Origin of the sequence: Lysinibacillus sp. fls2-241-R2A-57 (assembly GCF_030209535.1) — a bacterium.
Lineage (GTDB): Bacteria > Bacillota > Bacilli > Bacillales_A > Planococcaceae > Lysinibacillus.
Genome location: NZ_JARVRU010000200.1, coordinates 18,059 through 29,122, shown reverse-complemented (window position 1 = coordinate 29,122; position 11,064 = coordinate 18,059). Strand labels below are relative to the sequence as shown.

Annotated in this window: 12 protein-coding genes; 8 read left to right on the top strand and 4 right to left on the bottom strand. The window is 35.3% G+C overall.

The genetic code is table 11. From position 1 onward, the window contains the following. Nucleotides 1-94 (bottom strand): YrzI family small protein (locus tag QRN68_RS24490; RefSeq protein ID WP_285399876.1); only part of this gene is annotated, 94 nt, incomplete at its 3' end. Between the two features lie 793 nt (nt 95-887). Here QRN68_RS24490 and QRN68_RS24485 point away from each other — a divergent pair. From QRN68_RS24485 to QRN68_RS24450, 8 genes are all read left to right on the top strand, one after another. Continuing rightward, nucleotides 888-1,346: an NUDIX hydrolase gene (locus QRN68_RS24485; RefSeq protein ID WP_285399875.1), complete on the top strand. Its 459-nt coding sequence runs from the start codon at nt 888-890 to the stop codon at nt 1,344-1,346. A gap of 369 nt (nt 1,347-1,715) precedes the next feature. Further along, nucleotides 1,716-2,105 (top strand): GntR family transcriptional regulator, encoded by a 390-nt coding sequence (locus QRN68_RS24480; RefSeq protein ID WP_285399871.1) that lies wholly within the window; start codon nt 1,716-1,718, stop codon nt 2,103-2,105. Continuing rightward, nucleotides 2,102-2,791, top strand: coding sequence for an ABC transporter ATP-binding protein (locus QRN68_RS24475; protein WP_285399869.1), 690 nt, complete (start codon nt 2,102-2,104; stop codon nt 2,789-2,791). Before QRN68_RS24480 ends, QRN68_RS24475 begins: the two co-directional genes overlap by 4 nt. After that, the gene (locus tag QRN68_RS24470) at nt 2,788-3,597 is read left to right on the top strand and encodes a hypothetical protein (RefSeq protein ID WP_285399868.1); all 810 of its coding nucleotides are present in this window, start codon (nt 2,788-2,790) and stop codon (nt 3,595-3,597) included. Before QRN68_RS24475 ends, QRN68_RS24470 begins: the two co-directional genes overlap by 4 nt. Nucleotides 3,598-3,609: 12 nt before the next feature. Beyond that, nucleotides 3,610-4,794, top strand: coding sequence for a hypothetical protein (locus tag QRN68_RS24465; RefSeq protein WP_285399866.1), 1,185 nt, complete (start codon nt 3,610-3,612; stop codon nt 4,792-4,794). A gap of 426 nt (nt 4,795-5,220) precedes the next feature. Continuing rightward, nucleotides 5,221-5,691 carry an inner membrane protein YiaA gene (gene yiaA / locus QRN68_RS24460; protein ID WP_285399865.1) on the top strand — a complete coding sequence of 157 codons (471 nt, stop codon included), beginning with the start codon at nt 5,221-5,223 and terminating at the stop codon, nt 5,689-5,691. A 212-nt stretch (nt 5,692-5,903) separates the two neighbouring features. After that, entirely contained in the window at nt 5,904-6,302 is a 399-nt protein-coding gene (locus tag QRN68_RS24455) for a hypothetical protein (protein ID WP_285399864.1), read from the top strand. Between the two features lie 511 nt (nt 6,303-6,813). Then, complete coding sequence (locus tag QRN68_RS24450; protein ID WP_350224371.1) at nt 6,814-8,520, top strand: DUF6138 family protein; 1,707 nt, start codon at nt 6,814-6,816, stop codon at nt 8,518-8,520. 398 nt (nt 8,521-8,918) lie between these two features. On the opposite strand, the gene QRN68_RS24445 is transcribed toward QRN68_RS24450, so the two are convergent. The 3 genes from QRN68_RS24445 to QRN68_RS24435 all read right to left on the bottom strand — a co-directional run bounded on the left by QRN68_RS24445 (nt 8,919) and on the right by QRN68_RS24435 (nt 11,016). Continuing rightward, nucleotides 8,919-9,806, bottom strand: a complete 888-nt coding sequence (locus tag QRN68_RS24445; RefSeq protein WP_285399862.1) for a sigma-70 family RNA polymerase sigma factor — start codon at nt 9,804-9,806, stop codon at nt 8,919-8,921. Between the two features lie 82 nt (nt 9,807-9,888). After that, nucleotides 9,889-10,122 (bottom strand): DUF2798 domain-containing protein, encoded by a 234-nt coding sequence (locus tag QRN68_RS24440; RefSeq protein ID WP_285399860.1) that lies wholly within the window; start codon nt 10,120-10,122, stop codon nt 9,889-9,891. A 36-nt stretch (nt 10,123-10,158) separates the two neighbouring features. After that, nucleotides 10,159-11,016 carry an NAD-dependent epimerase/dehydratase family protein gene (locus QRN68_RS24435; protein ID WP_285399859.1) on the bottom strand — a complete coding sequence of 286 codons (858 nt, stop codon included), beginning with the start codon at nt 11,014-11,016 and terminating at the stop codon, nt 10,159-10,161. Nucleotides 11,017-11,064: the final 48 nt, after the last annotated feature.

The window sequence follows — 11,064 nt, the reverse complement described above, 5'->3', positions numbered from 1 at the left end:
AGATTTTTTTTACATTTTCATTATGAAGTGCTTTCTCAAGAGAGATCTCACGTTTAGTAATAGTTATCGTGAGAGCAAAAAAGTTTAATATCATTTATTATCACCTCCTTAAATTACCATGAAAAATGAAAAAAACCGTAGAGAGACTCCCCTACGGTGAAAAAAGGCACAAAAATACCGCAGGGGCACACTTCTCCCTGCGGTATGGGTATGCTTAATTACAAAAAAACTTAAGCGATCCATTCCAATCTGGTCGAATGTGTGATTTTCATTTTTACTGAAGTTGTAACTACCAATGACATCAATTTAACGATAACGATCATTTCATTCGACCTCCTTAAGAATTTTTTGTTTACTTTGTAAGTAGATCCATCTTTAAGTTGTTTGTAAACATCTTTTACTAAGTTTTCCTGATTGTGTTAATGACTAGAAACACTCTTTGCTGCTTTACATTGTTAGTTACCTGATTTTTTCGGAGGAGCAAATAGAAGATATAGAAGACTTAAAGCCAAAAAACATAATTATTATTAAGGCAGGGATTTCAGAAATGGTTTAGAATTATTAAATTTAAGGACAATTTAAAGGAAAACCTAAACAAAAACTGGATCTTTGGAATTTTAATGTACTTGAGAATTTTTGTACTTAAAGTAAAGGAGGCTTTAGTTGAAAACCAATCTTCAACAATTGGGCGCTTTTCTGGAATAAGGAAAGTGCTTTTTCCACTAAAGGGCAATATTGTGTGGCAATATAGTTATGTGCTAGTCCAAAATCAGGAAAGCGTTGTGAAGAAATTTACTTAAACTAAACGAAGCAGGTTAGTGAAAGAAGAAGGTAATCAGGGTATTATAGTAATAAATGTAATATTCAAAGGAATTGAGGAGAAATGGATGTCGCAAGAGGGAATTGTTTTAGTTGCAAGTGTATCAATCTTTAGTGATGATAAAGTCTTGATTATAAGAGAGAATAAACCTACTGCTGTTGATAAGTGGAACTTTCCAGGTGGACGTATTGAATATGGTGAGGACATTCTCTATTCAGCTCGTAGGGAAGTTAAAGAGGAAACGGGGTTAGAAGTAAAACTGATTGGCACTACTGGTGTATATAATTTTATTAGTAGTACGAACAATCAAGTTATTTTATTTCATTTTATCGGTGAGGTTACTGGAGGTTCTTTAAATCTCGAAGAAGATGATATTTCTGACAGCAAGTGGATAAAAGTAAATGAGCTTGAAAGATTAGAAAATGAAGACTTACGAGAACCAAGTGTGTTAAAGCAAATAATTGATAACTTATTAAAAGAGAACGTACACTCAATAAGTTGGTATAATGAGCAACTTAATAAATAGTTCTTATTGAGCTAACGGGGTGCTTTACTTCAATAATGAGTAGAGCCTTTTTCTACCTAAACTTTCGTGGTAGGTTAGTTTAACAACTGGTTGTCTTTTTAAACATTGAGATATATTTCCATGGATTTGATTGACATGAAAAGTGTATTAAGCCTATAATACATTACGAAGAGTGTATTATGTGCTTAATACACTTTTACGTTTTTTTGAGAACGGTGTATTAAGGTGTTAATACACCGAGACTAATTAGCGGGGTAATGGCTAAATAATAAATTGGGTGGTTTTCTTAAAGTACTTAGCCCACCATTATGTACAATCTGTATTAAGTGCTTAATACATGAAAATATGATTTTCTGGGAGTTGAGTTAATTGACTGTAAAGTTTAATAATCGGGATCCAGTTTATGTCCAGGTTATCCGGCATTTTAAAGAGCAAATCGCCAAGGGGTATTTTGAACCTGGTCAGGAGATTCCATCAAGAAGAGAACTAGCCAACCAGCTGAAGATTAACCCAAATACTGCACAACGAGCTTATAAGGAAATGGAGGAACAAGGATTGATTTTTACTGAGGGGAATATGCCGAGCTGCATTACTAAAGATGAAAAGGTCCTTAAAAGTGTCCGCGAGGAATTGATTATTGAAGCGGTTGACTTATTTTTAGGTTCTATTAAATCCATTGATGTACCGTTATCCGAAGTGTTGGAACTAGTTAAGAAAAAACATGATGCCGAAAGCGGAGAAGCGGAGGAATCGAAATGATTGAAGTGAAAAATGTCATGAAAAAATACGGCAGGAAACAGGTATTAAAAGGTCTTTCATTCACTGCTGAAAAAGGTGAAATTACTTGTCTAATCGGTTTAAACGGAGTAGGAAAGACGACAATCATGAAAGCTATTATGGCGCTCACTCCGATTGATAGCGGTGAAATTTTGATTGATGGGGAAAAAATCCGGAAAGAAAGCTTCGAAAAAATTACCTTTATTCCAGATACGATTACGATGTTGCCGCAAATGAAAATTTGTGAGGCCTTTACGTTCATGGCCGATTTTTATAAAAACTGGGATCCAAAAAGAGCAGAAGAGTTGTTGCAATTTTTCAAACTAGATTCTACTGAACGGATTGCCAATTTATCAAAGGGGAATATGGCTAAAGTCAATATGATATTAGGTTTGGCACTGAATGTGGATTACTTACTGATGGATGAACCATTCTCTGGTATCGATATATTCTCCCGTGAACAGATTGCCGAAGTGTTTACAAGCCATTTAATTGAAGATCGTGGTGTGATTATCACAACCCATGAAATTAGTGATATTGAACACTTGATTGATAGAGCAGTGCTTATTGATAACGGTGAAGTGTTAAAGGACTTTAGTGTAGAGGAAGTACGTGAAAAGGAAGGGAAATCAGTCGTTGATGTCATGAGAGAGGTGTATCGCGGATGAAAAACTATTTAAAACTTCTTAATTTCGAAGTAAATCGATTTTTCAAACTGTACCTAGCCTTAATAGGATTGATAATTGTCAGTCAGTTCATTGGGGCGATTGTCGTGTCAAAAGGATATATGGATAGAGCGGATCAGAATCAACTATCAATGAGCCAATATGTTAAGGATTACTTTTCATTTAATTATTTCTTTGACTCTGAATGGTTTCTGATGCCAATCTTTTTTAGCATCGCTATGTTGATGATTTATGTTTTCTTTATTTGGTATCGGGATTGGTTTGGAAAAAATACGTTTATTTACAGATTATTAATGTTGCCAACTGAAAGAATTACTATTTATTTCGCAAAATTGACAACTATTATGATTTTAGTACTTGGATTAGTTACCTTGCAAATATTGTTAATCCCGATCGAAATACAAATTGTTAATAGTATTATACCAACTGAATTACAATCGCATTTTTCATTATATGATATTAATAGTTTAGAAATGTGGGACTGGGTGTATCCGAATACCTTTACTGAATTTATCCTGATTTATGGAGTCGGGCTAATCTTTGTAGCAGTTCTATTCACTGCCATTTTAATTGAACGAAGTTACGGTTTAAAAGGCATATTTTTCGCAATCGTTTATGGAATGCTTTCGTTCGGAGTCTTTTTTGCGCCAATACTAGTGAATGAATTTAATGGTGGCTATTTTTACTCACTTGAAGTTCTTCTAATGGTATTAGTAATGGGAACCATCGTATTAGGGAGTGCCATTTGGATCGCGAATCATTTGCTAAAATATAAAATCAGGGTCTAAGGGGGGATAGCAATGAAAAAATATTGGAAAACGATATTGATTAGTTTAATCATCTTGACGACAATCGGTTCTTACTATATTCAACAGGCAATGGCAAAGGGTGTATCCTTTAAAATTGAAACTACTGGAGGAAATACGGGAGAAATCGACAATCTTATTCTTCAAGCGAGTTATCAGAGCGGTGATATTTTTCGTGGGTTGCGTATATCAAAGGATAGTTCGACTAATCAGAGCGGGTCTTTTATTGGAGAGTTGATGGGACGAAATAACCCTTTGATGTTTCAAAAATATATTCAAGAACACCGTAAGTTTATGCGTGGAAAAGAAGCAAATCCTGGACAGTATTTTGAAGATGAAGACCGTTTGATTTACATCACTTTTCAAAGTAATGGTCGAAAAAAGGGTCTCGGAAATTTATTCACTCTTCAAATCGATACACTTGATAAAAATACAAATGACAGTTCTTCATTTGAAATCAATATGCCAGACCAAGTTAGATATGACTGGATCAATGAGCAAGATGTCTATGTAGAAAATGGAAAAATAAAGATTTTAGCAACAAGTTATCTCAATGGTGAGGAAGAGTTGCACATATATACGGTTGATGAAAACAAAAAGGAATTAGAACATGACTCAATACTTGCAAAATTAGAGTCAGAAGAGATAGGCCAGGCCAGCATCCGTATATTTAATGAAAATAATAAAGTACAAAATGAAAATTATTTCTTATATATGGTTGAAAAATACAATCAACTAGAAGATAGTAAGCCTGAAACTATCTCTAGCAAAATGTATCTTTATAACAATCGTAATAATGAAGTGAAAGAATGGACAATTCCAGCCGAATTAAAACCACATACGAAGTCGTTGGTTCTACATGGAACAGATATATTCATTCCTGTTTATTCAACTAATGGGTTAGAGCTAAACCGATATAATATTGAAAAGAAACAGTGGGAAGAGCCTTTAAACTTTAAATATCCAAGCATTGCTAATGATAAAGAAGAACCTTCTTTACAGATTACAGATGGTAAACTATATTTAGTCAATCGTGTTTCGGATGGCCATTTGTTCTTGATCGGTGATTTACGTACAGGTGAATTATTATATGAAGGTAAAATCATCATTGAAAATAAAGAAAATCGAGATGCAGATTACTCACTTTTTATCGAGCAAGTATATAACCACAATGATTAAATCGAAGAACAGCCGATTTAGAAAATTAGAGCAAGCAGCTTTGGCAGGTATGAATTCTATGATTCATATCTGCCGATTTTTGTTCCCAGGGTGGATGTTTGTGAAATACTAATTGACAGTATGACGATAATGAAATATGTCATTGGGTAAAGTTAAAGGCTCCCTGGAAAGCGCCCAGTCGGAACGGAAATCAACCACACGTTATGGTGATGAGCCAATTAATAATAAAATTATATATTATTTGTAAGGGATTTTTATATAATAGATGTAGGAAGGTGCACTACAGTGTCTCTTGTGCTCTTTTTTAACTACTTACAAATCGGAAAGGGGTTTTTGGTGCAAGCACAAAGCAGATTCTGGACGTAATTATGCTGTGGCATAATTGATTAGTAGTACATAGATTAAAAGATGGAGGCGATAAATTGAATGTCCAATGATAATGAAGTTTTATTAGATAAAGAAAAGCGAAATGATGTAAAAGTGAAAGAAGTAAGGAAAGAGGGAGAGCCGACTCCAGCCTTCAAAGGGGCTTCGTGGGCAGCGCTACTAGTAGGTGTTTCGTCTTATCTTATAGGTTTGTTTAACGCAAATATGGAATTAAACGAAAAAGGATATTACTTTGCAGTTTTAGTATTCGGACTCTATTCGGCGATATCTTTACAAAAAGCAGTTAGAGATAAAGATGAGGGAATACCAGTTACTGGTATTTATTATGGTATTAGTTGGTTCGCACTTATTGTATCTATTTCATTAATAGCTATCGGTTTATACAATGCAGGAAGTATTGTTCTAAGCGAAAAAGGATTTTATGGTATGGCATTTGTTCTTAGTTTATTTGCAGCAATAACGGTTCAAAAGAATATAAGAGATACACAGAGGGCAAAAGAAAGAGATTGAGTTATGTACCATGATGGAGCAGAATTCTACTATGCTGCAAGGCTTTCATTTCATTTTTCAACTATCGGAGTGCTTGAATAAAGGTTGTTGAGTTGCCTAGGCAGCTCTTTTTTTCTTTATTGGGATAACGGAGCAGGGATTATTCAAGAAGGAGTACAATCAGTTTAGGAGAATATAGTTCTTCAAATGGAAAACAGGGGGAACTGTGATTTATGGATAAAACTGAAGAACTTTTAAAAAATTTTGGTTTAGTACCTAAGATAGATTTTGTGGATAGTATCAGAAATTTATTAAAAGAAGAAATAGAGAATAAATCGTCCGAAGATAATGAATACTTAAAAACACTATGTATTCAATTATTTGCTTTAGGATGTGTTGACGATACTGTATTAATTTGGAGAGCAAAGGAAAAGGACTTTGATACACATTGTTATATTGATGTTCAACTATTATGTGGTGCAGGATTGGAAAAGACACTGGGGTATCTCGAAAAAATTGATACTTTAGAGACAAAGAAAGAATTAAGCTATTTACAGAAATGTAAAGAAGATTTTGAGGATTTTAACGTAGAAGAAGTTCTAAATTTTTATAAAAAGTATTACGGAATTTAGGAATTTTTGTATTAGGTCATGATAATACCTTGTTGAACTAATGGTTGTGTTGATTACAGAAGGATTAACGCTTTTTTGTTGAGTTTTTTGTACTCCCATGAAAATAAAATTTCTGGCACTAAAAAGTCTAGGCTAAAACAAACTCGACCTTCATATCCGAAAAATGGTAGTGCTTAAAATAGAGATCCGGTTTAGATTATATTAGGAAGCTCCCAATTCAGTGATGGTCACATTGTAACCCAAACTTTCAAGTCTAAGAACAGAATATCGAATAATGGATTGTTCTTTTTGTTTATCAAAGAGTCTTCGCCCAATAAATGGGTCTCGCGCCCAATTGTTCTGTTTGTGAGGGTGGGATATAATGGGGAATAATTCATAACTATCTATATTTTGGAATTCCGAAAGCGGAATGCGCATTACAGCGAAGCATATAGTTCATGAACTTTTTATCAAAGATAAAGGTTGTTGCGATGTTTGCAAGAATTCTTCAAAATCGCTGCCGTCAGAATATATGAAGGGGAACGGAAAATCAATCTATACAAAGGAGCATAAGTTGAACATGGGTCTCACTCTGGAAACGATTCTAGACAAAATGAAACAGGAAATCGATAAATGGATAACCAATATTAGCGATAAGGACGCGGAACAAATCGTAAAGCGTAATTCGCTACAGGCGGGAATACATGATTACGCTCTGCTCGAATATGTTAAGGGCAGGGTGAAGGTGAGAGAAACGGAGACCTTTTTAACGTTGCCAGTAGTCAAGACCGGCAAATCTTCGGAAACGCTGACCGAGGAACAAGTGAGAGAGCGGATCGTCCCTGAGCTTGCTTCTTACATACGGCAAAAATTGGACGAGGTGTCGCCGGCGTTGTTCAATTGTCCATTTACTTTTAACGGCAAGTTCCGGACGCGAGAAGGAGATGTTAACGTTCGTATTCTAGAATACGTCGACGAAACGAAGAAGAAACAATTACTGAAACGAATCTCCTTTTATATCGCGGATAAGCTCGAAGCGGGAAAAAATCCGACTAAACCTTTGGAGACGTTTTTCCTCTCCAAGCACCTGCTGGACGAGAGACTGTTTCCAGATTTAGATGTAGTCCATATCATCTCTATTTTCGAGAAAATTCAATATGTGAATAAAGAGAACGAACATCTTGCAAAACATCGCAGATATCTGATTGGTGCTTTGCGGAATTGGTTGGAGAATCACTGGTTGCCCCGTTATTTCGAAAATATGGGAACACAATGGCAAAAAGAATATAAGAAAAAAAGCGATGCCCTTCTTGAAAATACTGAGCAAGGTCCAATCGAACTGGTCATCTATGCTGCAACCTTAATTCTGAAATATGAGCCCTCCCACAGAAGAAATGAGGGGTTGAATATTTTGAATTGTGCTATCGAGTTGGGAAGCGACCGAGCGAAACGTATGACAAAGGAAGGCAGTGGAACGTTCGCCAAGGAAGATGTCAGCTTTTGCGACGAACTGGTGAAATACACAGCCAACGATGTGTTTGCCGAGGTAACCATTGCCATTAAGCAGGAAACGGAGGAGAGTTATGCACGTGCGCTCCGGTTTCTAACTCGCTTGTTAAGCATGGGCTTCCACAATAGCTATCAAATCAAGCTGAAATCTGGCGTCAGGCAATGGCTACCAATCAAAGGATTGGCCAAGTCGGGTACGCATCGCTTCTTCGCCAATGCCCTGGAATATCCGAATTTGCATCCCTTGGTGGAGGAATATGCCCGTGCTGCGATGAAATCGTTTGAATGGTATACGGATACAGAAGGTGAAAAGAATTGCATGGCGGGTAGTTATGCAGTCTTCGGCCTCGGATTGGTAGACCAGACTTATTTTCCGTTAGTAGAAGAATATATGGGAAAGGTTGACGAAGAACACCAATCCGTTCAGAACAACTTCACAGTCGCTTTGGTTGAGTGTCATGGAGTTAACGCGGAAACGATTCCTACGCTGGTGAAGTGTATGCTGCATAGCACGGATTCGATGAAACTGAAGATCAAAACCGATATGGAAAATGAGAGGTATCTCATGCTGCTGCTAAATCAGGTTCGTGGCCTTCAGGATTACGAGGTCGAGCATATCGTATACTTAATCTGGGGCGGAACCGACAAGATGAAAAAGATAGCTTCCAAAACCAAAGGAGACCAAGGAAAGTGGCTCACTGAGTTGGCACAGGCCGCCAGCCGCGGTTAAATTGGCTATAGCTATAGAACATTTTTGAATTTAAATAAAGTAAAACTTCAAGTGTTTGGCTATGACAACAGGACAATTTGCTCTATTAAAAATACGGTTCTTTTGGAAGGTACTCTTAAAGAAGAACTTTTTAGATTGGGTAAATATTACGATATTTATATTGCGGGTTTACTAGGTAATACTAGAAAATTCAAAGGGATAAATAACACTTGAATAGGAAGACCAGTTAAATGGTCTGTTTTTTTATCTGTTATTCAACAAACTGGGGCTTTACTTGAAAATCATTGAGCTGTTTAGACAGCTCTTTTTTCTTATTGTACTAACTTGCAGGTTAATTCAACAAGAAAATTAATACGGATAGCTCTTTAAAAAAGAACAATCCGTATACCAACGCACCCCTAAAAAGGATTGTATTTTAACTTATTTGGAGCTACTACATAGAAAATCTTTTTAATTGTTAGTGTTGAAGAATTCCAGTCAAAACAAAAAACTCCTGTTATTTTTTGACCTTCAGTGACTACTATACCATATTGATTATTTATTAAAGCTGTAGTAGCACTTTTTCCAAAGAAAAACTTCTTTGAAATTCCTGAAATAAGTGCGGATACTCGCTCTTTCCCTTCAATGATGTTTATTGCTGTTCTTACATTACCTCCTCCATCTGCAGCAAATAGCACATCATTAGATAACAAATGAGTTACTCCTTGAATATCCCCGTTGGATAATGCCAATATAAATTGTTCTATATAATTTTTCTGAAGATTAACAGCCAAATCTTTTCCACTTTTTCTTCCCATTTTAATTTGTGCTCTACTCAATATCTTTCGGCTATTGACAGTCGTTGTTTTTAGAATATCGGCAATCTCACTATGCTTTAGCCCTAGAGCATTACTTAAAACGTAAGCTATCCTCTCTCTAGGTGAAAGGTTTTCCATCAGAACCATATATGAATAGCTTAATTGATCTGCCTGGATTAGCTTCTCAAGAGGCTCACTATTGAATTCCTGTAGTATAGGTTCAGGTAACCATGTACCTATATAACTTTCTTTCTTTTTTCTACTTGACTTTAGTTCATTCATACAGCGGTTAACGATCATTTTATTTATATAAGCCTTTAAATTAGTGATGTCTTTCTCAATCTTTTCATGTTCCTTTATTTTCAAAAAAGTATCTTGAACAATATCTTCAGCATCTGTCATTGAACCAAGCAAATAGTATGCGATTGATAAACAATAATTCTTATATTCTTTATATAAGTCCTCTATATTCAAATCATTGATTAACATGATAAACCCTTCCATCTCTAATGTAATGCATACCGTAATCCTTGGAATATTCTACATACATTTTTATATTTTATTGTATCTATCATTTTTCTACAAAAGTAATGAATTTCATAAGTTTATTTATTATCTTTGGAAAAATGTAAGCACAAAGTATAGCACAAATAAATGCTTCTCCCCACATTCGTAGCCAATGGATTAAAAATGTATGGCTATATCCTGAGTTTATAGAAACAAGGATAAACGATATGAAACAAGAATTAAAAAATCCAATTAGAACAGTGTAAATAAAAGACTTATAAATTTTATTTATTTTCATAAATTTAACCTTCTTATATTGTAGTTCATTTTATTCTTAATAATGATGCAAAAATTTAAATCCTTTTGTCCAAGAAGGGTAAGTAGGTTCCCAGCCATATTGTTTTTTTGCTTTTTCATTTGATGATCCTCGTTCCCAAGAATTACATATATCTTTTGTAGGAGGGAGGGGGGCTCCAATAACTTCAGCAAAATAGGGAAGCCAAATAGAGCTTTTTGCAGGTTCATCATCTACGATATTTACAGAACCTGACTGCCAATTTAAAGCTAATACAGCTGCTTTTGCTGCGTCTTTTACGTGGATAAAGGATGTCATCCCATTTGTTGCGTATAACTCCTGCATCTGTAATTGTTTAGCAATTTTACCGTTACCCGAATACCAAGTTCCAGGACCATATAATGTACCATAGCGAAGGATAATGAACTCAGGAATTTCTTTTACCTTTTCCTCTAAAGAAATAACTCCCTCAATTGTTTTTTTGCGAGGTAAAGAGGCATTAATATCTAAAGGTGTTTCTTCGGTAGCTAGCGTATTCCCAGGCTCATAAGCCCATGAAATACTTTGTGCAACTATCTTTTTTACGCCAACGTAATTAGCTGCATCAACAAGGTTTTTTGTTCCTTCTATTCTTATTTTTGAATTATCGTTTATATCGCCACTACTTAGTGCAGTAAGTTGATGCATTACAACATCAGGCTGAGTTTCAGTGAAGGCTGCGTGAACACTATCTCGATCAAACGCATCTGCAACTACTGGTTTTACCCCCATCTCTTGCATTGTTTTAACATGTTTTTCTGATCGAATCATCCCAATTACTTCATACCCTTCTTGTATTAACATTGGAATCACCATTTTTCCAATTACACCTGTAGAACCAGCAAGTAATATCTTCATAAATAAACCTCCTAATGATCATAAATACAAAATTAGTATCTCTAATAA

Coding starts and splice junctions, on each gene's coding strand:
- QRN68_RS24475 (WP_285399869.1), top strand. CDS start 2,102: ATGATTGAAGTGAAAAATGTCATGAAAAAATACGGCAGGAAACAGGTA.
- QRN68_RS24470 (WP_285399868.1), top strand. CDS start 2,788: ATGAAAAACTATTTAAAACTTCTTAATTTCGAAGTAAATCGATTTTTC.
- QRN68_RS24445 (WP_285399862.1), bottom strand. CDS start 9,806: ATGTTAATCAATGATTTGAATATAGAGGACTTATATAAAGAATATAAG.
- yiaA (WP_285399865.1), top strand. CDS start 5,221: ATGTCCAATGATAATGAAGTTTTATTAGATAAAGAAAAGCGAAATGAT.
- QRN68_RS24450 (WP_350224371.1), top strand. CDS start 6,814: ATGAAGGGGAACGGAAAATCAATCTATACAAAGGAGCATAAGTTGAAC.
- QRN68_RS24485 (WP_285399875.1), top strand. CDS start 888: ATGTCGCAAGAGGGAATTGTTTTAGTTGCAAGTGTATCAATCTTTAGT.
- QRN68_RS24465 (WP_285399866.1), top strand. CDS start 3,610: ATGAAAAAATATTGGAAAACGATATTGATTAGTTTAATCATCTTGACG.
- QRN68_RS24440 (WP_285399860.1), bottom strand. CDS start 10,122: ATGAAAATAAATAAAATTTATAAGTCTTTTATTTACACTGTTCTAATT.
- QRN68_RS24435 (WP_285399859.1), bottom strand. CDS start 11,016: ATGAAGATATTACTTGCTGGTTCTACAGGTGTAATTGGAAAAATGGTG.
- QRN68_RS24455 (WP_285399864.1), top strand. CDS start 5,904: ATGGATAAAACTGAAGAACTTTTAAAAAATTTTGGTTTAGTACCTAAG.